General features: G+C 71.3%; 22 protein-coding genes. 13 read left to right on the forward strand and 9 right to left on the reverse strand.

Annotated features, from left to right (window positions below; translation table 11 throughout):
* Nucleotides 1–270: 270 nt before the first annotated feature.
* Together ACIQRL_RS16305 and ACIQRL_RS16310 are read right to left on the reverse strand one after the other, a co-directional pair.
* Nucleotides 271–576 carry a hypothetical protein gene (locus tag ACIQRL_RS16305; protein WP_401331879.1) on the reverse strand — a complete coding sequence of 102 codons (306 nt, stop codon included), beginning with the start codon at nt 574–576 and terminating at the stop codon, nt 271–273.
* A 7-nt stretch (nt 577–583) separates the two neighbouring features.
* Entirely contained in the window at nt 584–1,219 is a 636-nt protein-coding gene (locus ACIQRL_RS16310) for an ATP-dependent Clp protease proteolytic subunit (protein ID WP_401331880.1), read from the reverse strand.
* 189 nt (nt 1,220–1,408) lie between these two features.
* Here ACIQRL_RS16310 and ACIQRL_RS16315 point away from each other — a divergent pair, with 189 nt between their 5' ends.
* From ACIQRL_RS16315 to ACIQRL_RS16350, 8 genes are all read left to right on the forward strand, one after another.
* A complete protein-coding gene (locus ACIQRL_RS16315) occupies nt 1,409–1,687 on the forward strand; it encodes a type II toxin-antitoxin system Phd/YefM family antitoxin (protein WP_401331881.1) in 279 nt (92 codons plus the stop codon).
* A 386-nt stretch (nt 1,688–2,073) separates the two neighbouring features.
* The gene (locus ACIQRL_RS16320) at nt 2,074–2,376 is read left to right on the forward strand and encodes an urease subunit gamma (RefSeq protein ID WP_326789136.1); all 303 of its coding nucleotides are present in this window, start codon (nt 2,074–2,076) and stop codon (nt 2,374–2,376) included.
* Nucleotides 2,377–2,392: 16 nt separating this feature from the next.
* Nucleotides 2,393–2,704 (forward strand): urease subunit beta, encoded by a 312-nt coding sequence (locus tag ACIQRL_RS16325; RefSeq protein WP_401331882.1) that lies wholly within the window; start codon nt 2,393–2,395, stop codon nt 2,702–2,704.
* A complete protein-coding gene (locus ACIQRL_RS16330; protein WP_401331883.1) occupies nt 2,697–4,418 on the forward strand; it encodes an urease subunit alpha in 1,722 nt (573 codons plus the stop codon). Before ACIQRL_RS16325 ends, ACIQRL_RS16330 begins: the two co-directional genes overlap by 8 nt.
* A complete protein-coding gene (locus ACIQRL_RS16335) occupies nt 4,418–5,092 on the forward strand; it encodes an urease accessory protein UreF (RefSeq protein ID WP_401331884.1) in 675 nt (224 codons plus the stop codon). The genes ACIQRL_RS16330 and ACIQRL_RS16335 overlap by 1 nt, the downstream gene beginning before the upstream one ends.
* A gap of 674 nt (nt 5,093–5,766) precedes the next feature.
* The gene (ureG, locus tag ACIQRL_RS16340) at nt 5,767–6,444 is read left to right on the forward strand and encodes an urease accessory protein UreG (RefSeq protein ID WP_401331885.1); all 678 of its coding nucleotides are present in this window, start codon (nt 5,767–5,769) and stop codon (nt 6,442–6,444) included.
* Complete coding sequence (locus ACIQRL_RS16345) at nt 6,441–7,199, forward strand: urease accessory protein UreD (RefSeq protein ID WP_401331886.1); 759 nt, start codon at nt 6,441–6,443, stop codon at nt 7,197–7,199. Before ureG ends, ACIQRL_RS16345 begins: the two co-directional genes overlap by 4 nt.
* A gap of 168 nt (nt 7,200–7,367) precedes the next feature.
* On the forward strand, nt 7,368–8,990 hold the full coding sequence (locus ACIQRL_RS16350) for an alpha/beta hydrolase (RefSeq protein ID WP_401331887.1): 1,623 nt from the start codon (nt 7,368–7,370) through the stop codon (nt 8,988–8,990).
* Between the two features lie 81 nt (nt 8,991–9,071).
* On the opposite strand, the gene ACIQRL_RS16355 is transcribed toward ACIQRL_RS16350, so the two are convergent.
* From ACIQRL_RS16355 to ACIQRL_RS16370, 4 genes are all read right to left on the reverse strand, one after another.
* Nucleotides 9,072–9,797: a lysophospholipid acyltransferase family protein gene (locus ACIQRL_RS16355; RefSeq protein ID WP_401331888.1), complete on the reverse strand. Its 726-nt coding sequence runs from the start codon at nt 9,795–9,797 to the stop codon at nt 9,072–9,074.
* Between the two features lie 623 nt (nt 9,798–10,420).
* On the reverse strand, nt 10,421–11,272 hold the full coding sequence (locus ACIQRL_RS16360; RefSeq protein WP_401331889.1) for an aldo/keto reductase: 852 nt from the start codon (nt 11,270–11,272) through the stop codon (nt 10,421–10,423).
* Nucleotides 11,273–11,307: 35 nt separating this feature from the next.
* Nucleotides 11,308–12,336 carry a zinc-binding dehydrogenase gene (locus ACIQRL_RS16365; RefSeq protein ID WP_401331890.1) on the reverse strand — a complete coding sequence of 343 codons (1,029 nt, stop codon included), beginning with the start codon at nt 12,334–12,336 and terminating at the stop codon, nt 11,308–11,310.
* 62 nt (nt 12,337–12,398) lie between these two features.
* Nucleotides 12,399–13,376 (reverse strand): aldo/keto reductase, encoded by a 978-nt coding sequence (locus ACIQRL_RS16370; protein ID WP_401331891.1) that lies wholly within the window; start codon nt 13,374–13,376, stop codon nt 12,399–12,401.
* 214 nt (nt 13,377–13,590) lie between these two features.
* On the opposite strand from ACIQRL_RS16370, the gene ACIQRL_RS16375 reads away from it, so the two are divergent.
* Nucleotides 13,591–14,499: a helix-turn-helix transcriptional regulator gene (locus tag ACIQRL_RS16375; protein ID WP_401331892.1), complete on the forward strand. Its 909-nt coding sequence runs from the start codon at nt 13,591–13,593 to the stop codon at nt 14,497–14,499.
* 664 nt (nt 14,500–15,163) lie between these two features.
* On the opposite strand, the gene rocD is transcribed toward ACIQRL_RS16375, so the two are convergent.
* From rocD to ACIQRL_RS16390, 3 genes are all read right to left on the reverse strand, one after another.
* On the reverse strand, nt 15,164–16,414 hold the full coding sequence (rocD, locus tag ACIQRL_RS16380) for an ornithine--oxo-acid transaminase (RefSeq protein ID WP_401331893.1): 1,251 nt from the start codon (nt 16,412–16,414) through the stop codon (nt 15,164–15,166).
* Complete coding sequence (ddaH, locus tag ACIQRL_RS16385; RefSeq protein WP_401331894.1) at nt 16,411–17,223, reverse strand: dimethylargininase; 813 nt, start codon at nt 17,221–17,223, stop codon at nt 16,411–16,413. Before ddaH ends, rocD begins: the two co-directional genes overlap by 4 nt.
* A 126-nt stretch (nt 17,224–17,349) precedes the next feature.
* On the reverse strand, nt 17,350–17,853 hold the full coding sequence (locus ACIQRL_RS16390) for an Lrp/AsnC family transcriptional regulator (protein ID WP_401331895.1): 504 nt from the start codon (nt 17,851–17,853) through the stop codon (nt 17,350–17,352).
* Between the two features lie 98 nt (nt 17,854–17,951).
* Here ACIQRL_RS16390 and ACIQRL_RS16395 point away from each other — a divergent pair, with 98 nt between their 5' ends.
* The 4 genes from ACIQRL_RS16395 (at nt 17,952) to ACIQRL_RS16410 (ending at nt 22,432) form a co-directional block, all read left to right on the forward strand.
* Complete coding sequence (locus tag ACIQRL_RS16395; protein WP_401331896.1) at nt 17,952–18,707, forward strand: LytR/AlgR family response regulator transcription factor; 756 nt, start codon at nt 17,952–17,954, stop codon at nt 18,705–18,707.
* Nucleotides 18,708–18,717: 10 nt separating this feature from the next.
* Nucleotides 18,718–19,113 (forward strand): hypothetical protein, encoded by a 396-nt coding sequence (locus ACIQRL_RS16400; RefSeq protein ID WP_401331897.1) that lies wholly within the window; start codon nt 18,718–18,720, stop codon nt 19,111–19,113.
* Nucleotides 19,114–19,116: 3 nt separating this feature from the next.
* Complete coding sequence (locus ACIQRL_RS16405; RefSeq protein WP_401331898.1) at nt 19,117–20,886, forward strand: cation acetate symporter; 1,770 nt, start codon at nt 19,117–19,119, stop codon at nt 20,884–20,886.
* 346 nt (nt 20,887–21,232) lie between these two features.
* Nucleotides 21,233–22,432: a sensor histidine kinase gene (locus tag ACIQRL_RS16410; protein ID WP_401331899.1), complete on the forward strand. Its 1,200-nt coding sequence runs from the start codon at nt 21,233–21,235 to the stop codon at nt 22,430–22,432.
* Nucleotides 22,433–22,434 lie beyond the last annotated feature (2 nt).

Genomic DNA, 22,434 nt, shown 5'->3' on the forward strand with positions numbered 1-22,434 from the left:
GAGCTGAACCGGCGTTTTGTGGGCTTACTCACCACTCACCCGTTCGGGTGGACACCCCTCTGTTCGAGGGGGTGTTGGAGACATCGACGAGGCCCGCACCTGCGGTGAAGGGCCTCATCCCGCCTTTCTGGTCCGCGTGTTGCGCAACTTGGAGGGGTCGCAGAAAGGATCGTTCACTACGCCATCGGGGGGTACACCATCCGGTCCGTTTGAGTCCCGGTCCGGACACCGCGGCACCGCGGCGCGTACCGGCTCCGGGGTGGGGGTCCGTCAACTGCCGGACTCGGGCGGCACGGTGACCCGGGCCGCCCGCCGCTCGCCGCCGAGAACCCGCAGCGCCTGAGCCAGTGTCGGGGCGTGCACCTCGCTCTCGCCCCGCTGATGCATCAGTGTGAGGGCGTCCCGCAGGGCCACCGCCTGGCCGACCAGTGCCTGAGCCGCCCTCAGACCGCGATAGGTGTCCCCGGGACGGGACGGGTTGATACGGCCGACCAGGTCGACCACGTCGAGGTAGCGGTCGATCAGCTCGGACTCGGCGCGGGTCAGCGCCGGCAGCGGGGGGAGGTCCGGGATCATCGGCCGCTCACCTCGCGCCGGGAGTCGCGCGCGAGGCCCTGCGGCTCGGGACGACGCGGTCGATCAGTCCGTAGGCCAGCGCCGCCGGCGCGTCGAGGATCTTGTCCCGCTCGATGTCCGCGGAGACCTGCTCCGGGCTCCGCCCCGTGTGCCGTACGAGCATCCGCTCAAGGAGCTCGCGGGTGCGCAGCAACTCCTCGGCCTGGATGACCAGATCGCTCGTCTGTCCCTGGATCGGCTCCGGCGCCGACGGCTGGTGGAGGAGGACGCGCGCTCCCGGGAGGGCGAGTCGCTTGCCCCGAGTGCCGCCGGCCAGCAGGACGGCCGCGGCCGACGCCGCCTGGCCGAGGCAGATCGTCTCGACGTCGCAGGTGACGAACCGCATCGTGTCGTAGATCGCGGTCATCGCGCTGAAGGAGCCGCCCGGGGAGTTGATGTAGAGCGAGATGTCCTGCTCGGGCGCCTGGTGTTCGAGGTACATGAACTGCGCCATCACATCGTTCGCCGAGGTGTCGTCGATCGGCGTCCCGAGGAAAACGATCCGCTCACTGAGCAGCTTCGAGTACGGATCCAGCGTCTGGTGCCCCGCGCTGGTGCGTTCGGTGAATTCGGGCAGGACATAGCGGGCCGACGGGTTGTCCATGGCGCGCGCCTCCTCAGGTCGACGTCTGTAAAAAATGTACAGGACGTACGCCTCTGTGGAAGGGGCCACGCTCAGAGCGAAAAGGGCCGTATCCCCGCACCGGGAGCCGGCCGAGGGTCACCACGCACCGCCCGCCGACGGGATCTCGCGCCCCGCGGAGTGCCGGGGGCCCGGTCTAAGCTGGACGTCATGGCCTACGAGATTCCGGTGACGCAAGCCAGGGCTGAGCTCGCCGAACTGATCAACCGCGTCGTGTACGGCGGTGAGCGCGTCGTCGTGACGCGGCACGGGAAGCCCCTCGTCGCCCTGGTCTCCGCCGCCGACCTGGAGCGCCTCGAAGAACTCCAGGAGCCCGCGGAGGAGCAGGTGATCAGCGCTCTGTCCAGCGTCCGCGACGTGGCGTCCGCGCCCCGCGAACGCCAGCGGTTCGGGATCGCCGCGGAGCACCGGGGGCCCAGCGCGTCCTAGCCACCGCACCGGACCCCCCCCGCTGCCCCTGCCGTGCCAGGGGACCGCCCCCGCTGCCCCTGCCGCGTTCCGGGACCGCCCCCGCGGCCACGACCTCGTTCCCGGTACCGCCCCCGCGACCGCGCGGTATGCCGTATACGGTCCGTTCGCCGATGGTGTCGCGGCTGTCCGGGGTGCCTACGCGGCCCGATGGCGTGAAACCGGGGAAGCGGGGAGGCCTTGCCGACCTGACGGGATCCTGCCGCCCGGCCCTGGAGGGATCACCGGCTGGTTAACGTCCTCGAAACTCCGGCCAACTAGCGTGCCCATCCATGCCACCAGGGGTTTTGGTGGCTGCGGCCACCGGGCCCCGCACGGTCCGGAGCGAGGATGTGAGGTGGGACGCCGTGCAACTGACCCCGCACGAGCAGGAGAGGCTGCTGATCCATGTGGCAGCCGATGTCGCCGAGAAGCGCCGGGCCCGCGGACTGAAACTGAACCACCCCGAGGCCGTCGCCCTGATCACGTCGCACATCCTCGAAGGTGCCCGTGACGGCCGTACCGTCGCCGAGCTGATGTCCTCCGGACGCAAGATCCTCACCCGGGACGACGTCATGACGGGCATCCCCGAGATGATCCACGACGTCCAGGTCGAGGCGACCTTTCCCGACGGCACCAAACTCGTCACCGTCCACGATCCGATCGTCTGACGGGGGAGCGAGCGCCATGATTCCCGGAGAGATCCTCTTCGCCGAGGAGCCCGTCGTCTTCAACGAGGGCCGTGCGGTCACCCGGCTGACCGTCCTCAACGCCGCCGACCGCCCCGTCCAGGTCGGCTCCCACTACCACTTCGCCGAGGCCAATCCCGGTCTGGACTTCGACCGCGGCGCCGCGCGCGGCAAGCGGCTCAACGTCGCCGCCGGCACCGCCGTGCGCTTCGAGCCCGGGATCCCCGTCGACGTCGAACTCGTCCCGCTCGCCGGCGCCCGTGTGGTGCCCGGACTCCGCGGGGAGACCGGAGGTGCCCTCGATGCCTGAGATCTCCCGTGCCGCGTACGCCGACCTGTTCGGCCCCACCACCGGCGACCGGATCCGCCTCGCCGACACCGATCTGCTGATCGAGATCGAGGAGGACCGTTCCGGCGGGCCAGGACTCGCCGGCGACGAAGCGGTGTTCGGCGGTGGCAAGGTCATCCGCGAATCCATGGGCCAGGCACGCGCCACGCGGGCGGAAGGCACCCCGGACACGGTCATCACCGGTGTCGTGATCATCGACCACTGGGGGATCGTCAAGGCCGACGTCGGGATCCGCGACGGCCGGATCTCCGGTATCGGCAAGGCCGGCAACCCGGACACGATGGACGGGGTCCATCCCGACCTGGTGATCGGCCCCGAGACCGAGATCATCGCGGGCAACGGGCGGATCGTGACCGCGGGCGCCATCGACGCGCACGTCCATCTGATCTGTCCGCAGATCGCCGACGAGGCGCTCGCCTCCGGCATCACGACGCTCGTCGGCGGTGGCACGGGCCCCGCCGAGGGCTCCAAGGCGACCACCGTCACGCCCGGGCCCTGGCATCTGGCCCGGATGCTGGAGTCGATGGAGGGGTACCCGCTCAACTTCGGTCTGCTCGGCAAGGGCAACACCGTCTCGCACGACGCGATGCTGTCGCAGATCCGGGGCGGCGCGCTCGGCCTGAAGATCCACGAGGACTGGGGCTCGACGCCCGCCGCGATCGACGCCGCGCTCACCGTCGCCGACCGCACGGGCATCCAGGTCGCCATCCACACCGACACGCTCAACGAGGCCGGGTTCGTCGCCGACACCCTCGCCGCCATCGCGGGCCGGGGCATCCACGCCTACCACACGGAGGGTGCGGGCGGCGGGCACGCGCCGGACATCATGTCCGTGGTCTCCGAGTCGTACGTGCTGCCCAGTTCCACCAACCCGACCCGGCCCTACACCGTCAACACCGCCGAGGAACACCTCGACATGCTGATGGTCTGCCACCACCTGAACCCGGCGGTGCCGGAGGACCTGGCCTTCGCCGAGTCCCGTATCCGGCCGTCGACGATCGGGGCCGAGGACATACTCCACGACCTCGGCGCCATCTCGATCATCTCCTCCGACTCCCAGGCCATGGGCCGTGTCGGCGAGGTCATCATGCGGACCTGGCAGACGGCCCATGTGATGAAGCGGCGCCGGGGTGCGCTGCCGGGCGACGGACGCGCGGACAACCATCGTGTACGTCGCTATGTCGCCAAATACACGATCAACCCGGCGCTGGCGCAAGGGCTGGCCCGCGAGATCGGCTCCGTGGAGACCGGCAAGCTCGCCGACCTGGTGCTGTGGGAGCCCGCGTTCTTCGGGGTCAAACCGCACCTCGTCATCAAGGGCGGAATGATCGCGTACGCGCAGATGGGCGACGCCAACGCGTCCATCCCGACGCCGCAACCGGTGCTGCCCCGGCCGATGTTCGGGGCGATCGGGAGAGCCCCGGCCTCGAACTCCTTCAACTTCGTGGCACCGCTCGCGATCGAGGACGGACTGCCGGAACGGCTCTCGCTCGGCAAGCGGTTCGTCGCCATCGAGTCGACGCGGGCGGTGACCAAGGCCGACATGCGGGAGAACGACGCACGGCCCGAGGTGCGGATCGACCCCGACAGCTTCGCCGTGCACATCGACGGGGAGCTCGTCGAGGCGACTCCGGCCGCCGAACTGCCCATGGCCCAGCGTTACTTCCTCTTCTGATGTCCCGGGCAGCGCTTCTCGTCCTGGCAGACGGCCGCTTTCCCGCCGGAGGGCACGCGCACTCCGGCGGGGCCGAGGCGGCCGTCAAGGCCGGGCGGATCACCGGAGCGGCGACACTGGAGGACTTCTGCAGGGGCCGGCTGCACACGACCGGACTCGTCTCGGCCGCGCTGGCGGCGGCGGGGGCGCTCGGGGTCGATCCGTCGGCCCTGGACGCGGCCGCCGACGCGCGCACGCCCTCCCTCGCGCTGCGGGCCGCCGCGCGGCGGCTGGGACGGCAGCTCATGCGGGCTGCCAGGGCGACCTGGCCGTCCGACGAACTCGACGCACTGGCACGGGAGTTCCCCAAGGGCGCCCATCAGCCGGTGGTGCTGGGCGTGGCGGCCCGGGCTGCCGGCCTGGGGCCCGAGGACGCCGCGTACTGCTCGGCGTACGAGTGTGTCAGCGGGCCGGCCTCGGCGACGGTGCGGCTGCTGAGCCTCGACCCGTTCGACGCGACGGCCGCGCTGGCCCGGCTCGCGCCGGAACTGGATGTCGTGGCCCACGCGGCGGCGAGTGCGGCGCGGCGGGTCCTCGACGACGGGGTCGAGGCGCTTCCCGCGGCGTCGGCGCCGCTCCTGGAGATCAGCGCGGAGGCGCACGCGGCCTGGCCGGTACGCCTCTTCGCGTCGTAACGAGCGTGGGCCTCCATGTCGCCGGGGGCCCGGGGGCCCGGGAGCCACGGGAGCCACGGGAGCCACGGGACGCGGGCCGGGAGTCCGTGGCCCCTCGGCTCGCCGGGCGCATCGGATCTCTCGGATTGCCGGGAGGTCTTGGGGCTCCGCGTCGCAGGAAGTTCGCGACCTTCGCGTCGCGGGGAGTCCCAGGGCTTCGCGGCGCGGGGGTTCACGGGTCTTCACGGCGCGGGGAAGCCTGCGGGTCTTCGAGGCGTGGGACTCCGCGGGACTTCGCGTTTGCGGGAAGTGCGCGGCCTTCGCGGCGCGCGGACTTCGCGGGGCCTCGCGTCGCAGGGGGTCCGCGGTCTTCGCGGCGCGGCGAGTTCCCGGCCTTCGCGTCGCAGGGTCCGCGGCCTTCGTGTCGCGGGGAGTCCACGGGCTTCTCGCGGCGCGGGGATTTCGTGGGGCTCCGCATCACAGCAAGTCTGTGGGGTGGGCGCCGTCGGGTGCGGTCGTCCCTGGGCCCGCCAACCTTCCCGGAGGTGTCGGTTCCGCTCGATTCGTCGGGGGACCCACAGCCTCCGGGGCAATCGTCCTCAGAACCCCCTCGCCGGCCCCGAAGGGGCTGGTCCGTCAACGACGGACAGGCCGCCTCGCGGCCGGCGCGGGCCGAACGAAGCTGGAGCCGTACCGTGCATCTCGACCACACTCACGACGGGCCGTCCGCGATCAGCGCCGATGCCCACCGGCCCGACGGCAGGCGCCGCGCCCTGCGCATAGGGCTCGGTGGACCCGTCGGTTCGGGGAAGACAGCCACCGTCGCCGCGCTCTGCCGGGCGCTGCGCGACGAGCTCTCCCTCGCCGTCGTCACCAATGACATCTACACCCGTGAGGACGCCGAATTCCTCCTGCGGGAAGCGGTATTGCCGCCCGAGCGGATCACCGCAGTCGAGACGGGCGCGTGCCCGCACACCGCGATCCGGGACGACATCTCGGCGAACCTCGAAGCCGTCGAGGACCTGGAGGACGAGATCGGGCCGCTGGATCTGATCCTCGTGGAGTCCGGCGGCGACAACCTCACCGCGACCTTCTCCAAGGGGCTCGTCGACGCGCAGATCTTCGTGATCGACGTCGCGGGCGGGGACGACATCCCGCGCAAGGGCGGTCCCGGGGTCACGACGGCCGACCTGCTCGTCGTGAACAAGACCGATCTGGCTCCGTATGTCGGCTCCGACCTGGGGCGAATGGCGACCGACGCCAAGGCCCAGCGGGCCGAACTGCCCGTGGTCTTCCAGTCGCTCAGGACCGAGAGCGGTGTCACGGAGGTCGCCGGCTGGGTGCGGGAACGGCTCGCGGCGTGGACGGCATGACGACGGCGGGAGTACGCGCCACCGCGCGGATCGAGGCCAGGGACGACGGCCGGGGCGGGACCTCGCTGCCCGTGCTGGACGGAGAGGGGCCGCTCGCCCTGCGCCGGATCCGGAGCACGGGATCCGAGGCACGCGTGATGCTGGTCGGGGCGATGAGCGGACCGCTCGGCGGCGACCACCTCGCCGTCGAGGCCCGGGTCGGCCCGGGCGCGCGGCTGCGGGTCGGTTCGGCCGCCGCCACCATCGCCCTGCCCGGACAGGCCAAGGGTGAGGCCCGCTACGACGTACGCCTCGACGTCGCCGACGGAGGTGAACTCGTCTGGCTGCCGGAGCAGTTGATCTCCGCCGGTGGCAGTGAACTGTGTGTGTCCTCGCGCGTCGACCTGCGGGGCGGTGCCCGGCTGGTCTTCCGGGAGGAGCAGGTGCTCGGGCGGGTGGGAGAGGAACCCGGGCGACTGACCAGCCGTCTCACCGTGCGGCGCGACGGACGGGCCCTGCTCGACCAGGAGTTGGCGTGCGGCCCGGGCGCACCCGGCGGCTGGGACGGCCCCGCTGTCCTCGCGGGACATCGGGCTCTCGGGCAACTCGTCGTCGTACGGCCTGAGTTCGAGCGGCAGATGCCCGCGGCGCGGCTGCTGGGCGAGTACGCGGCGCTCACTCCGCTCGCCGGGCCCGCCGTGCTCGTGACCGCGCTCGCCCCCGACGCGCTGCTGCTGCGGCGGGTGCTGGGCGAGGCGCTGCACGATCTCACGTGACGTCAATTGTCTTGGAGAGAAGGCGGATTCGCGCCAGAGTCACCGCTCAACGGAACACGGCATACCGGCTATCGGATTGGTAAAGAACACCGGTCACGTCTGTTGCCAGGGACCTCACAGCAGAAAGGATCCCCGTATCCATCGCAACGATGTACGGGGAGGTCACACTTGAGGTCCAAGAGACCGACGAAACGGGTGGCAGCGCTCGGTTCGGCCGGAGCGCTCGTCACCGCGACCCTGATAGCCGGAGCCGTCGCGGCCCCGTCGGCCACCGCCGACTCGCGACAGGGCCGGAGCCACGGCCAGGGTTACGGGCAGAGCCGCGAGCAGCGCGGAGCGGCCATCGCCGCGGAGCGGGCCGCCAAAGCCGGGATCGACTGGCAGGACTGCCCGGCGGACTGGGGCTTCGAGAAGCCGATCCAGTGCGGCTGGGTCAGCGTGCCGCTGGACTACGCCCACCCCTACGGCAAGCAGATCAAGCTGGCCGTGGACCGCATCGGGAACACCGGTACCAAGGAGGAGCGCCAGGGCGCGCTCGTCTACAACCCGGGCGGCCCCGGTGGTTCGGGCATGCGCTTCCCGCGCCGGGTCACCACCAAGAGCCCCCTGTGGGCGAACACCGCGAAGGCGTACGACTTCGTGGGCTTCGACCCGCGTGGTGTCGGCCACTCGGCGCCCATCTCCTGCATCGACCCGCAGGAGTTCGTGAAGGCGCCCAAGGCGGACCCGGTCCCGGACTCCGAGGCGGACAAGCGCGTCCAGCGCAAGCTGGCGGCGGAGTACGCGGACGGCTGTGCCGAGCGCACCGGCAAGGCCGTGCTGGAGCAGATGACCACGCCCAACACGGCACGCGACCTCGACGTCATCCGGGCCGGGCTCGGCGAGAAGAAGCTGAACTACCTGGGCGTCTCGTACGGCACGTACCTCGGGGCCGTGTACGGCACGCTCTTCCCGGGGCATGTGCGACGCATGGTCGTCGACAGCGTCGTCAACCCCTCGCGCGAGAACATCTGGTACCAGGCCAACCTGGAGCAGGACATCGCGTTCGAGGGCCGCTGGAAGGACTGGGAGGACTGGGTCGCCAAGAACGACGCGGCCTTCCACCTCGGTGACACCCGCGCCAAGGTGCAGGACCAGTGGCTGAAGCTGCGGGCCGCCGCGAAGAAGAGCCCGCTGGGTGGGGTCGTCGGCCCCGCCGAGCTGATCTCCTTCTTCCAGAGCGCCCCGTACTACGACTCGTCGTGGGTGCCGGTCGCCTCGGTGTTCAGCAAGTACGCCGCCGGTAACACCCAGGCGCTCGTCGACGCCGCGGCCCCGGATCTGACCGACACGGCGGGCAACATCACCTCGGAGAACAGCAACGCCGTCTACACGGCCGTCGAGTGCACCGACGCGCAGTGGCCCACGAGCTGGCGGAAGTGGGACCGGGACAACACGCGGCTCAACACGCAGTATCCCTTCATGACCTGGGCGAACGCGTGGATGAACCTGCCCTGTGCGAGTTGGGGCGTCAAGCAGCAGTCCCCGGTCGAGGTGAAGACGGGCAAGGGTCTGCCGGCCGTCCTCATCGTGCAGTCCACGAACGACGCCGCCACTCCGTACCCCGGCGCCGTCGAGCTGCACAAGCGGTTCAAGGGCTCCCGCCTGATCACCGAGCAGGGCGCGGGCTCACACGGTGTGACCGGTCTGGTCAACCCGTGCATCAACGGGCGGGTGGACTCCTACCTGCTCACCGGCGCCACGGACGCCGCCGACGTGACGTGCGCGCCGCACGCCACGCCGCAGCCGTAGTCCTCGCAGCATGAGGGGGCGGCCGGTCCGACCGGCCGCCCCCTCACGCGTCCCTGTCGTAGGCCCGGCCCGGCCGTCGTCTCAACTCATCGGCATCCGGGGGAACTTGCGTCCCGCCTCGGCCTTCTCCGCGGCCTCCTCGGCCTTCACGACGGCCGCGTACCGGTCGACGTACTCCTGCTCGGAGAGGGTCAGGATGGCGTACATGATCTCGTCGGTGATGGCGCGCAGGATCGCCTTCTCGCCTTCCATCCCGGCATAGCGCGAGAAGTCGAGAGGCTTGCCGAAGCGGATCACCACGGGATGGATCCGCGGGAGCTTGCGGCCCGGGGGTTGCGCCTCGAAGGTGCCGATCATCGCGCAGGGGATGACCGGGGCCTGGGCCCGCAGGGCCATCACCGCGACACCGACCTTGCCCTTGTAGAGCCGTCCGTCGTGCGAGCGGGTGCCCTCGGGGTAGATGCCGAGCAACTCGTCCCTGCGCAGCACGCCGAGTCCCTCGCGGATCGCGGCCTGCCCCGCCTCCTTGCCGGAACGGTCCACCGGAATCTGTCCGACGCTGCGGAAGAAGGCCGCCGTCAGCCGCCCTTTGATGCCGGGCCCGGTGAAGTACTCGGCCTTCGCGAGGAAGGTGATCCGGCGCTTCAGGATCGCCGGCATCAGGAAGTGGTCCGCGAAGGACAGGTGGTTGCCGGCCACGATCGCCGGACCCGAGGACGGGATGTGCTCAAGGCCCTCGATCCGAGGCCGGAAGACCAGTCTCAACAGTGGACCCAGAAGCACATATTTGAGCACGTAATAAAACACTGGGGCGCTCCTCTTTTCCCCCGGGGAGCGATCAGTGTAGGCGCGGCCGTCGCCGGACGTAACCGGTGCGGTGTCACCCTCTGTGGCCACTTGGCCGGTATCGGATCCCTTGCGCCACTGCCGACCGCAGGGGCCACTGGAAGCTGCGGGAGTTCCGCGGCCGTGACGCCGACGGCGGCGTCGGCCGGATGGCCGAGCCACGCGGGCGCTTCACCGGAATCCCCTCGTCCGTCGTGCCCCGGTGCCACGTGTTCGGCCCAGGTGCGGCCGCGCGGGCCTCGGACGTTCCAGACGGGGCTGGCCAGAAGGATGGTGTCGTAGCCGTCGAGGGAGGGCGGTCCGCCTTCGACGGTCGGGCGGGCGTCGGCTTCCTGCTCGCGGACGTTGCGCTGGACGGGCGCGTCGTAGTCGGTCGAGTAGGGGTCGGCGGCCTGGACAGCGCTCCAAGCCGCGGTTGCGGTCGCCCGTGCGCGGCGCAGAACGGTGCGCCGGCTCGGCAGGGCGGCGTGGTGCTGTGGGGCGATCACGGTGGACGGCTCCCGGTGAACCGTTGGCGGAGTGGAGGCCGGGCGGGCGCCCCGGACGTCGGCTTGAGGGCACCCGCCGCCGGCAAGGGGCGTCGCTCAGCTGTCCAGACGGCGCTTGGCAAGCCAGGTGACCATCTCGGGGTCGTGGTGGTCGAAGAACAGCGAGCTGCCGGTGTCGAGGGCAGCGATCCGGGTCATCTGCTCGTCGGTGAGCTGGAAGTCGAAGACGTCGATGTTCTCGGCCATGCGCTCGGCGCGCACGGACTTGGGGATGGCGATGACGCCGCGCTGGGTCAGCCAGCGCAGCACGACCTGGGCGACGGACTTGCCGTACTCCTTGCCGATCTCGGCGAGCAGCGGGTTGGTGAACAGGTCGTTCTTGCCCTCGGCGAAGCCGCCCCAGGACTGGATCTGCACCCCGTGCTCGCGCATGAGGTCCTGATAGTCGGCGCGCTGGAAGAACGGGTGGGTCTCGACCTGGTTGACCTGCGGGGTGCTCTCGTTGTTGACGATCAGGTCGATCAGCCGGTCGGGGTAGAAGTTGGCGACACCGATCGCCTTGGCCGCGCCCTCGCGGTTGATCGCCTCCATGGCGCGCCACTGGCCGTAGACGTCGCCGAAGGGCTGGTGCATCAGGTACAGGTCGAGGTGGTCCAGGCCCAGCTTGCTCAGGGACGTCTCGAAAGCACGGCGGGTGTTGTCCTGGGCGGGGGCGTCCTGGACCCACAGCTTGGTGGTGACGAACAGTTCCTCGCGCGGGATGCCGCTGGACTTGATGGCGCGGCCGACGGCTTCTTCGTTGCCGTACGCGGCGGCGGTGTCCAGCAGGCGGTAGCCGGCGGCCAGGGCCTCGGAGACAGCGCGCTCGGTGTCCTCGGCGGGGATCTGGTAGACGCCGAAGCCGAGGAGCGGCATCTCGACGCCGTTGTTGAGGGTAACGGTCTGCATGGGCGGAATGTCCTTCGCTGTACGGGTGGGGGAGGTCAGGGGCGGATGAGGGCCTTGAGGACCTGGCGGTCGGCCATGGCCCGGTAGGCGTCCGGAGTCCGGTCGAGGGGGAAGGCCTCGTCGAAGACGCGGCGGGGGGCGATGGTGCCGTCCAGGACGTCGGCCAGCAGTTCCGGAATATGGGCGCGGGCGGGGCTGGCGCCGCCGGTCAGGGTGATGTCGCGCATGAAGTCGGCCGGGCCGATCGGGCCCTGCTCGTACTGGGGAACGCCCAGGCGGCTGATGGTGCCGCCGTCCAGGACCGCGCCGAGCGCGGTGTCCAGGGCCTGTCGGGTGCCGACGGCCTCGATGACCTTGTCCACGCCGCCGGTCAGCTCGCGGATGCGGGCGATGCCCTCCTCACCGCGCTCGGCGACCACGTCGGTGGCGCCGAACTCCCGGCCCAAGCCGGTGCGGGCTTCGGGACGGCCGGCAAGCACGATCCGCTCGGCACCCAGCCGCTTCGCGGCGATCACCGCGCACAGGCCGACCGCGCCGTCCCCGACGACCGGCACCGCGTCGCCGCGGCCGATCCCTGCGGTGACCGCGCCGTGTTGGCCGGTGGTCATCACGTCCGACAGTGCCAGCAGCGACGGCAGCAGCGCGGAGTCCGCGGCCACCGGAAGCTTCACCAGAGTGCCGTCTGCGTACGGGACACGGACCGCTTCGCCCTGCCCGCCATCCACGCCGTCGAAGCCGTACCGGCCGCCGTTGCGGCACGAGATGTGCAGGCCTTTGGCGCAGTAGTCGCAGGTGTTGTCGCTGTAGGTGAACGGGGCGACGACCAGATCACCGGTGTTCAGGCCGGTCACGTCCGCGCCGATCTCCTCGATGACGCCGAGGAACTCGTGGCCCATGGGGCGGCCGGTGTCGGTGGCGGGCATCGACTGGTAGGGCCACAGGTCGCTGCCGCACACACAGGATGCGACGACGCGGACCACGGCGTCGGTGGGCTGGACGATCTTCGGGTCGGGCCGGTCCTCGACGCGGACGTCTCCGGCTCCGTACATCACTGCTGCATGCATGAAAGGTGTTACTCCGAACGAGGGAGGGGGCGCCACGCGAAGCGCGGCGTGCCGGGGCGGGGTCAGCGTTCGAGCATCCTCGCCTGGGCCTCGGTGTGGGTGTCGCCGGCGGCGGGCGGCAGGCTGGAGAGCCTGTCGAGCTGCTCGGCGGTCAGCGTGACGGCATCGGCGGCGGCGTTCTCCTCGACCCGGCTGACGCGCTTGGTGCCGGGGATGGGAGCGATGTCGTCGCCCTGGGCGAGCAGCCAGGCCAGTGCCACCTGACCGGGCGTGGCACCGGCCTCGTCGGCCAGGGCCTTGACCTCGTCGGCGAGCGCCAGGTTGTGCTGGAAGTTCTCGCCGGTGAAGCGCGGGTTGCCGCGCCGGAAGTCGTTCTCGTCGAACTGGTCGGTGGAGCGGACGGTGCCGGTCAGGACGCCACGGCCCAGCGGAGAGAAGGGCACGAGGCCGATGTTCAGCTCCCGCAGGACTGGCAGGACACGGTCCTCGATGCCGCGGGTGAACAGGGAGTACTCGGACTGCACCGCGGTGACCGGCTGGACGGCGTGGGCGCGGCGGATCGTGTCCGGGCCGGCCTCCGAAAGCCCGAAAGCACGCACCTTGCCGTCGGCGATCAGTTCACCGACGGCTCCGGCGGTCTCCTCGATCGGCGTGTTCGGGTCCACCCGGTGCTGGTAGTACAGGTCGATGTGGTCGGTGCCCAGACGCTTGAGAGAGCCCTCGACCGCGGTGCGGATGTTGGCCGGGCTGGAGTCCAGGTTCCAGGCGCCGTCACCGGCGTGGGAGACCAGGCCGAACTTGGTGGCCAGCACCACCTTGTCCCGGCGCCCCTTCAACGCCCGCCCGAGCAGCTCCTCGTTGGTATAGGGGCCGTAGATCTCGGCGGTGTCGATGAGCGTGACGCCCAGCTCCAGCGCCCGGTGCACGGTCCTGATCGACTCCGCGTCATCGGTGCCCGAGCCGGTATAGCCGTGGGACATGCCCATCGCACCCAGACCGATCCGGGAAACCTCCAGGTCACGCAGTTTGATGTAGCGCATCTCGCCCTCTTCCGATCAAGGTGTTACCTGGTCTCCACTCTCGCCCCGGCCCGGCAGCTCGTGCCGGTTGAAGCCGGGCGGCGCGAGGGGCCGGCGTCTTCCTCATTCACCTTCGCCCGGATTGCTCTGGTGTGGCAGGGCGGGCTCTTCGGGGGTAACGACAGGGCCCCCCTCCCGCCCGCTCAGCGGGTGCCCGGCGGGTGAGACTGGAGTCATGGCATCGATGAGCGCGCACAGCGAGGGCGCCGAGCTGGGCCGCTACCTGCGCGCCCGCCGCACCCAGACCAGTCCCGAACACGTCGGCCTCACCGTCGGCACCGGCATCCGCCGCACCCCCGGGCTCCGCCGCGAGGAACTGGCCACCCTCGCCGGCATCAGCATCGACTACTACGTGCGCCTGGAACGCGGCAAGGAGACCCGCCCCAGCCCCGCTGTCCTCGACTCCCTCGCCCGCGCCCTGCTCATGGACGACCAAGAACACCAGCACCTGCGCGAGCTCGCCGCCCGCGCCGCCCGCTACGCCCCCGAGCCGCCGCCCGCGCCCAGCCGCACCGTACGCCCCCACCTGAAGCTGCTGCTCGAATCGCTGCGGCCGAACCCGGCCTACGTCATCAGCCGCAGCATGGATGTACTGGCCTGGAACCCCGGCGGCCTCGCCCTCTACGCGGGCCTGGACGACTGGCCGGCCAAGCAGCGCAACCTCGCCCGCTACCTCTTCCTCCACCCTGCGGCGCGCGACCTCTTCACCGACTGGGACCGGCAGATCACCGCCTGCGTCGCTCGCCTGCGCGCCGTCGCCGGCACCGCACCCGACGCCCCCGACCTCACCAACCTCGTTGGCGAACTCCTCCTCAAAAGCCCCGACTTCGCACGGCTGTGGGAACGCTACGAAGTGACCGGACGCAAACCTGCTCACAAGACGTTCCACCACCCCCAGGTCGGGACGGTCACGCTCACGGCACAGTCCCTGCACGTGGAAGGCACGCCGGGCCAGCGCATCGGCGTCTATACCGCCGAACCCGGTAGCCCCGACCACGATGCGCTGCTTCTGCTGGACATGACGGCGCCTGCCCCTCCCGGCTTCAGCTCCACACAGCGAGACGCAGCGCGTCGACAGAGCTGAGCGCCTCGCCTGTACCGACCTCTGTCCGAGCCGAGGTACGGGGAAGTACCGGTGGTGCCACGCCTTGCGGACGCCCGTCCGCTGGGGTGGACGTGGCGACCCCGCGTACCACCGTCAGTCCGGTCGCCGTCCGCGAGGCGCCCGCGCCCACCGACCGCTGCGGGATCTGCGAACACGAAGGGCGGCCCGCCATGCGCGGCGCCCTCGGCTGCGCAGGCTGCGCGGCGGACGGCGGTCCCGTCCAGGGTCAGCGGCCCGGCGTCCACCCGGCCGAGGCTGGGCTGGACGCCACCGCGGGCGCCGCCCCGTGGGAGATCCGGCGGATGCCGGTCGGAATGCCTCGCGGTCGGTGTGCCGGCACGCGAGCTGCTGCCCTGGCAGCCGCCGTACGAGACGGTCGAGGCCGTCGCTGTACGAGACGGTCGAGGCGGTCGCGGCGGCGGCATCGGGGCAGCTCATCACGGCCGGCTGCTCCACCGGGGTCGTGAACTGCCTGATGGAGTCGCTGGACCGGGAACCCGAGCGGTGTCCCGGGCCGTTGCTGCCCCGGGCGGCTGGCGTCCCGGAGACGGGAGGACGGTCCTCGCACCGCGACGGGCGGGCGCCTCGGCGCCCGCCCGCGGTCGAGGGGCCGGTGTCCCCTCCGGTGGCCACTGGGCCGGTATCAGACCCCTTGCGTCAGCACCTTCTCCAGGGACCCGAGGGCCGACTGGAGTTCCTCGGCCGTGATGGTGAGCGGCGGTGCCAGCCGGATGGTCGAACCGTGCGTGTCCTTGACCAGGATCCCCTCGTCCATGAGGCCCCGGCTGATCTCGCGGCCCGTGCCGATGGACGGGTCGATGTCGACGCCCGCCCACAGCCCGCGCGCGCGGAAGCCCTCGACGCCCCGGCCCACCAGGGCCGTCAGCCCGTCCCGCAGCAGGACGCCCAGCTCGGCCGCCCTGCGCTGGTACTCACCGGTCTCCAGCAGGCCGACGACCGCCGAACCGACCGCCGCGGCCAGCGGGTTGCCGCCGAAGGTCGAGCCGTGCTCACCGGGACGCAGCACCTCCAGCACGTCCCGGCGTCCGACGACCGCGGAGACCGGCACGATGCCGCCGCCGAGCGCCTTGCCGAGCAGCAGCAGATCGGGGACGACCGACTCGTGCTCCACCGCCAGCGTGGTGCCGGTGCGGCCGAGGCCCGACTGGATCTCGTCCGCGACGAACAGACAGCCGGCGCGGCGGGTGAGTTCGCGGACCCCGGCGAGATACCCGTCGTCCGGGATGACCACGCCCGCCTCGCCCTGGATGGGTTCGAGCAGCACCGCGGCCGTCGTCTCGTCGATCGCCGCTTCGAGCGCGGCCAGGTCGTTGTACGGAACGACCCGGAAGCCGGGCGTGAAGGGGCCGAAGCCGGAGCGGGCCGTCTCGTCGGTGGAGAAGCTGACGATCGTGGTCGTCCGGCCGTGGAAGTTGTCGGCCGCCACCACGATGGTGGCCCGGTCGGGCTCGACGCCCTTGACCTCGTACGCCCATTTGCGGGCCACCTTGATGGCGCTCTCCACCGCCTCGGCGCCCGTGTTCATCGGCAGGACCATGTCCAGGCCGGTCAACGCGGCCAGTGACTCGGCGAATTCGGCCAGCCGGTCGTTGTGGAAGGCCCGCGAGGTGAGCGTGAGCCGGTCGAGCTGCCGGTGCGCCGCCTCGATCAACACAGGGTTGCGGTGACCGAAGTTGAGGGCCGAGTAGCCCGCCAGCATGTCGAGGTAGCGGCGGCCCTCGACGTCCTCCACCCAGGTGCCCTCGGCGCGCGCGACGACCACGGGCAGCGGGTGGTAGTTGTGCGCCAGGACGGGTTCCTCGGCTCGGATCAGTTCGGCGGAACTGCGCGCGCCGGCGTCGGCGGACGCGGTCGTACGGGCGGGAGCGGTCATGAACGGATCTCCTGAGTGCAGCACTTGATGCCGCCGCCGGCCTTGTGGAACTCCGACAGGTCGACGGGGACGGGAACGTAGCCGTGGCGGACGAGCTGGTCGGCGAGGGCCTCGGCGCGCGGCGCGATGAAGACATGACGGCCGTCGGAGACGGAGTTGAGGCCGAAGGCGAGGGCGTCCTCGCGGGTCGCGAGCACCGCGTCCGGGAACAGCCGGCCCAGCACCTCGCGGCTGCCCGGCGAGAAGGCCTCCGGGTAGTACGCGACGTTGTCGTCGTCGAGGACGAAGAGCGCGGTGTCCAGATGGTAGAAGTGCGGGTCCACGAGCTGGAGGCTGATCACCGGGACCCCGAAGAACTCCTGGACCTCGCGATGGGCCTCACGTGTGGTGCGGAACCCGGTACCGGCGAGAACGTAGCGGCGTGTCGGGACGAGATCGCCCTCGCCCTCACACACCGACTCGGGGCGGTAGACGTCGAAACCGGCCGTCTTGAACCAGGTGTCGTACGCGGTGGACTCGGGGCGGCGCTCGGGTGCGTGGAAGGACGAGCCGAAGACACGGCCCTCCAGGACGAGCGCGCAGTTCGCGGCGAACACCATGTCGGGAAGGCCCGCGACCGGTTCGACGGAGTCGACGGTGTGGCCGTGCGCGCGATAGGCGCTGATCAGCGCCTGCCACTGATCACGCGCGAGATCGACGTCCACGGGGGTGTCGGGACGCATCCAGGGGTTGATCGCGTACTGCACGGCGAAGTGTCTGGGTTCGCAGACGAGAAAGCGCCGGGGGCGCGGCACACGGTTGTCAGGCACGAAGAGGTTCCCTCCGCTTCCTGCGGTGTCGACTGGTGGGATGCCTCCACGGTAAGAAGGAGGGGATACGGACGACAAGCGACGAGAGCTGCGCGTATACGCAGTACTGCTGCGTGATCGGCCGGGTCAGCGCACGTTTCCTGCGTCGTCCGGGGCCGCGTATGTCGCCCCGGCCTCCGGGGCCTCGGGCAGCAGATGGGACAGCACCATGTAGCTGATCGTCTTCCGGATGAACGGCTCCACCCGGATGCGCTCCAGGATCTCCTCGAAGTGCTCCACGTCGACGGCCCGCACATGCAGCAGCGCGTCCGCGCCCCCGGTCACCGTCATCGCCGCGGTGATCTCCGGATGGTTGCGCACCACCTCCGCCAGCCGCCGGGGCGGCGCCGCGCCCTCGCAGTACACCTCCACGTACGCCTCCGTGCGCCAGCCGAGCGCCGCGGGCTTCACCGTGGCCGTGAACCCGGTGATCACGCCCGTCTCGCGCAGCCGGTCGACGCGGCGCTTGACGGCCGTCGCGGACAGTCCGATCGCCGCGCCGATCTCCGCGAAGCTCGTCCTGGCATTGGCCATCAGGGCCGTGATGATCTTGCGGTCGAGCTCGTCGAACATCGCGGGCTTGCTGTTCATGGCCGCACTGTATCCAGCGACGACCGCCGGCCGGCCGGGGACAACGGCCACGTCCCGCACATGTCCAGCCATGCCGATCGCTCCTAGACTCCACTGTCATGCTGCGCGTGCTCGCCGTCGACGACGAACAACCCTCCCTCGAGGAACTCCTGTATCTGCTGAACGCCGATCCCCGGGTCGGCAGCGCCGAGGGCGCGAGCGACGCGACCGAGGCGCTGCGCAGGATCAACCGGGCCCTGGAGTCGGGACCCGGCGGACCCGAGGCGATCGACGTCGTCTTCCTCGACATCCACATGCCCGGCCTGGACGGGCTCGACCTGGCCCGGCTGCTCGGCGGCTTCGCGCAGCCTCCGCTCGTCGTGTTCGTGACCGCCCACGAGGGTTTCGCCGTCCAGGCCTTCGATCTCAAGGCCGTCGACTACGTCCTGAAGCCCGTACGCCGCGAACGGCTCGCCGAGGCGGTCCGCCGGGCCGTCCAACTGCGGGACACCGCACCCCTGATCCCCGTCCACGAGCCCGACCCCGACCACATATCCGTCGAACTCGGCGGGGTGACCCGCTTCGTGGCCGTCGAGGACATCACCCACGTCGAGGCCCACGGCGACTACGCCCGGCTGCACACCGGGCAGGGCAGCCACCTGGTGCGCATCCCGCTGTCCACCCTGGAGGAGCGCTGGCGCTCCCGCGGCTTCGTCCGCATCCACCGGCGCCACCTCGTCGCACTGCGCCACATCGGCGAACTCCGCCTGGACGCGGGCACGGTGAGCGTCCTCGTCGACTCCGTCGAACTCCAGGTGAGCCGCCGGCACGCACGCCAACTGCGCGATCTGCTGCTGCGCCGGACCACGAGCTGAGGAGCACCGCGTGCCGCAGGACCCCACCGAACGCCGTGTGGTCGTCACCGGAGCGCCCCGGCGCACCCTTCCCCCCGCTCGGCTCCGCTCGCGCGGGAGGTACCCCCATGCGTCCGGCTCCTACCGGCCACGGACCGAGATCGACGAACAGACCACACTCGGACACACCTACGTCCGCTCTCTGATGCGCAGCCAGTTCCGCGCCGCCGGCGTGACGTTGGCCGTCCTGGTACTGCTCGTCGGGCCACTGCCGCTGCTCTTCGCCGCGATGCCGGGCGGCGCCACCCTGGAATGGGCCGTCCTCGGCTTCTGCCTCTACCCGCCGCTCGTTCTGCTCGCCCGCTGGTACGTACGGCGGGCGGAGCGCAACGAGAAGGACCTCGTGCGCCTGGTCGAGGACCGCTGAACCGTGAACGAGAACTACTCCGTTCCCGCCGTCGCCCTCGTCGTCGTCGCGACCGTCCTGGTCGGCGCGTTCGGGCTGCGCATCTCCCGGACCACCTCCGACTTCTACGTCGCCTCACGTACCGTCGGACCCCGGCTCAACGCGGCCGCGATCAGCGGCGAATACCTCTCCGCCGCCTCCTTCCTCGGCATCGCCGGCCTGGTGCTCGTCCAGGGACCCGACATGCTCTGGTACCCGGTCGGTTACACCGCCGGCTATCTCGTCCTGCTGCTCTTCGTCGCGGCACCGCTGCGCCGCTCCGGCGCCTACACGCTGCCCGACTTCGCCGAGGCGCGGCTCGGCTCCCAGGCGGTGCGACGGCTCGCCGGGGCGTTCGTCGTCGGTGTCGGCTGGCTCTATCTGCTGCCCCAACTCCAAGGTGCGGGGCTGACGTTGGCGGTGCTGACCGACGCGCCCGACTGGTTCGGCGGAGTGCTCGTCGCCGTCGTCGTGGTGGCCACGGTCGCCGCGGGCGGCATGCGCAGCATCACCTTCGTACAGGCCTTCCAGTACTGGCTCAAGCTCACCGCCCTGCTGGTCCCCGCGGTCTTCCTGGCCCTCGCCTGGCAGTCCCACGGCGCCCCCCGCAACGCCTTCGACGAACCGCCGACCTTCCGCGAACAGCGCCTCGTCCAGGTCGACTCCACGCTCGACCTCAAGCTGTCCGGGCCGCTCACCGTCACGGCGACCGGCACCGTCGACGGCCGCCGGTACGAGAACGCGCGCGTCCGGCTCCCGCAGGGCGCCCACCACATCGAGAGCGGCACCCGGCTGACCTTCGGCCGGGGCGACCCGGTCCCGGCGGCCGAACGCGGCACTGACGGGTCCATGTCGACCTCCCTGGCCGCCGGGCACGAGCAACGCCCGCTGTACGCCACCTACGGACTGATCCTCGCCACCTTCCTCGGCACGATGGGCCTGCCCCACGTCGTCGTCCGCTTCTACACCAGCCCGCACGGTGTCGCCGCCCGCCGCACCACCGTCGCCGTCCTCGGCCTGATCGGCGCCTTCTACCTCCTCCCGCCCGTCTACGGGGCGCTCGGCCGGCTCTACGCCCCCGAACTCAGCCTCACCGGCGACGCGGACGCCGCCGTACTCCTGCTGCCCGACCGCATGATCGGCGGAGCCGGCGCGGACCTCCTCGGGGCGCTCGTCGCGGGCGGCGCCTTCGCCGCGTTCCTGTCGACGGCGTCCGGACTCACCATGGCGGTCGCGGGTGTGCTCACCCAGGACGTGCTGCCCTCCCGCGGGGTACGGCACTTCCGGCTCGGCACCGTCCTGGCGATGGCCGTGCCGCTCGTCGCGAGCGTGCTGGTGGGCGGGCTGCCCGTCGCCGACGCGGTGGGGCTCGCGTTCGCCGTGTCCGCGTCCTCCTTCTGCCCGCTGCTGGTGCTCGGCATCTGGTGGCGCCGGCTCACCCCGCCGGGGGCGGCGGCCGGGATGCTCGGGGGCGGTGGCGCGGCACTCCTCGCCGTCGGCGCGACCATGGCCGGCTATCCGGGGACGACGGGGTCCCTGCACGCGCTGCTCGCCTGGCCGGCGCTCTGGTCGGTGCCGCTCGGCTTCGTGACCATGGTGCTGGTGTCCCTGGCCACCGCCGGCCGCGTACCCGCCGGGACGGCGGCCATCCTCGCCCGATTCCACCTCCCGGAGGAACTCACGGACGGCCAGGTCCGCGCGGCGGCCGGCGGAACGGCCGGCGCGACAACGGAAGCGAAGGAGTCCGAACGGTGAGGGTGTCGGCCGACGGGCCGCGAGATGAGGGGTCTTCGCCGGGGTCGCGGCGGGACCGGCGGCCGCCGGTCCCGCCGCGCGGACTCGGCCCCGCGGGTGGGCTGGTGGCCTGGGCGCGAGATGAGGTGTCCATGCCGGGGAAGCTCTCGGATCGGTGGTCGCCGAGGCGGTCGTACGGGCGCGGCCTCGCGAGTGGAGCGATGGCGGCGGTACGAGGAGCGGGCCTTACCGGGATGCTGCCGGGGCCCCGGTCGCCGGGGCGGCTGTGCGGGTGGGGCTTCGCGGACGCGGCCTCTGTACGGGGGCGGCCTCGCGGACGCGGCCCCGCGGGTGGGGCGGTGAGCCGGTGAGCGGGTTCATCGCCGGGCTGTGCGTGGCCGTACTCCCGTTGCTGGCGGCCGGGTTCTGGCTCGGCAGGCGGACCGCGCGGCCCGAGAACCTCGGGGGGCTCGGCACCCCGGTCGAGCACGCCACCTTCCAGACCCTGCACACCGCCTCGCTGGCCGCGCCCCCGCTGCGCGCCGGACTCACCGAGGAGACGGCGCGCCGGTCCGCCCGACGGCTGCGCACCCTGCTCGGCACCGACGCGCTGTGCCTCACCGACCAGGAGACGGTCCTCGCCTGGGACGGCGCCGGCGCCCACCACCGCACCGAGGTCATGGAACGCCTCGGCGGCCCGCTGGAGACCGGCCGCGGCGAGGCCTTCCGGCTGGCCTGCGAAGAACCCGACTGCCCCCTGCGCTGGGCCGTCGTCGCACCGCTCACCGTCGACGAACGGGTGCACGGAGCGCTCGTCGCCTGCGCGCCCCGCGAGTCCGCGGTCCTCGTACGGGCCGTCGGCGAGGTCGCCCGCTGGGTCTCGGTCCAACTGGAGTTGGCCGACCTCGACCAGTCCCGAACCCGGCTGATCGAGGCCGAGATCAAGGCACTTCGCGCCCAGATATCGCCGCACTTCATCTTCAACTCGCTCGCGGTGATCGCCTCGTTCGTGCGTACCGACCCGGAGCGCGCCCGCGAACTCCTGCTGGAGTTCGCCGACTTCACCCGCTACTCGTTCCGCAGGCACGGCGAGTTCACCACCCTCGCCGACGAACTCCACGCCATCGACCACTACTTGGCGCTCGTCCGGGCCCGCTTCGGTGATCGGCTGTCCGTCACCCTGCAGATCGCACCCGAGGTACTGCCGGTCGCGCTGCCCTTCCTCTGTCTTCAGCCGCTGGTGGAGAACGCCGTCAAACACGGACTCGAGGGCAAGACCGACAAGAGCCACATCAGCATCACGGCGCAGGACGCCGGCGCCGAGGCGCTCGTCGTCATCGAGGACAACGGCATCGGCATGGACCCCGACCGGCTGCGCCGCATCCTGTCCGGCGAGGCCAGTCCCTCCGGGGGGATCGGCCTCTCCAACGTCGACGAACGGCTGCGCCAGGTCTACGGCGACGATCACGGCCTCGTCATCGAGACCGCGGTGGGAGCGGGAATGAAGATCACCGCCCGGCTCCCCAAATACCAGCCCGGCGTGCACCCGGCGGCACGGCTCCCCTGAAG

This window comes from Streptomyces sp. NPDC091209, assembly GCF_044757755.1.
Taxonomy (GTDB): Bacteria; Actinomycetota; Actinomycetes; order Streptomycetales; family Streptomycetaceae; genus Streptomyces.

Coding starts and splice junctions, on each gene's coding strand:
- ACIQRL_RS16305 (WP_401331879.1), bottom strand. CDS start 576: ATGATCCCGGACCTCCCCCCGCTGCCGGCGCTGACCCGCGCCGAGTCC.
- ACIQRL_RS16310 (WP_401331880.1), bottom strand. CDS start 1,219: ATGGACAACCCGTCGGCCCGCTATGTCCTGCCCGAATTCACCGAACGC.
- ACIQRL_RS16315 (WP_401331881.1), top strand. CDS start 1,409: ATGGCCTACGAGATTCCGGTGACGCAAGCCAGGGCTGAGCTCGCCGAA.
- ACIQRL_RS16325 (WP_401331882.1), top strand. CDS start 2,393: ATGATTCCCGGAGAGATCCTCTTCGCCGAGGAGCCCGTCGTCTTCAAC.
- ACIQRL_RS16330 (WP_401331883.1), top strand. CDS start 2,697: ATGCCTGAGATCTCCCGTGCCGCGTACGCCGACCTGTTCGGCCCCACC.
- ACIQRL_RS16335 (WP_401331884.1), top strand. CDS start 4,418: ATGTCCCGGGCAGCGCTTCTCGTCCTGGCAGACGGCCGCTTTCCCGCC.
- ACIQRL_RS16345 (WP_401331886.1), top strand. CDS start 6,441: ATGACGACGGCGGGAGTACGCGCCACCGCGCGGATCGAGGCCAGGGAC.
- ACIQRL_RS16360 (WP_401331889.1), bottom strand. CDS start 11,272: ATGCAGACCGTTACCCTCAACAACGGCGTCGAGATGCCGCTCCTCGGC.
- ACIQRL_RS16365 (WP_401331890.1), bottom strand. CDS start 12,336: ATGCATGCAGCAGTGATGTACGGAGCCGGAGACGTCCGCGTCGAGGAC.
- ACIQRL_RS16370 (WP_401331891.1), bottom strand. CDS start 13,376: ATGCGCTACATCAAACTGCGTGACCTGGAGGTTTCCCGGATCGGTCTG.
- ACIQRL_RS16375 (WP_401331892.1), top strand. CDS start 13,591: ATGGCATCGATGAGCGCGCACAGCGAGGGCGCCGAGCTGGGCCGCTAC.
- rocD (WP_401331893.1), bottom strand. CDS start 16,414: ATGACCGCTCCCGCCCGTACGACCGCGTCCGCCGACGCCGGCGCGCGC.
- ACIQRL_RS16390 (WP_401331895.1), bottom strand. CDS start 17,853: ATGAACAGCAAGCCCGCGATGTTCGACGAGCTCGACCGCAAGATCATC.
- ACIQRL_RS16395 (WP_401331896.1), top strand. CDS start 17,952: ATGCTGCGCGTGCTCGCCGTCGACGACGAACAACCCTCCCTCGAGGAA.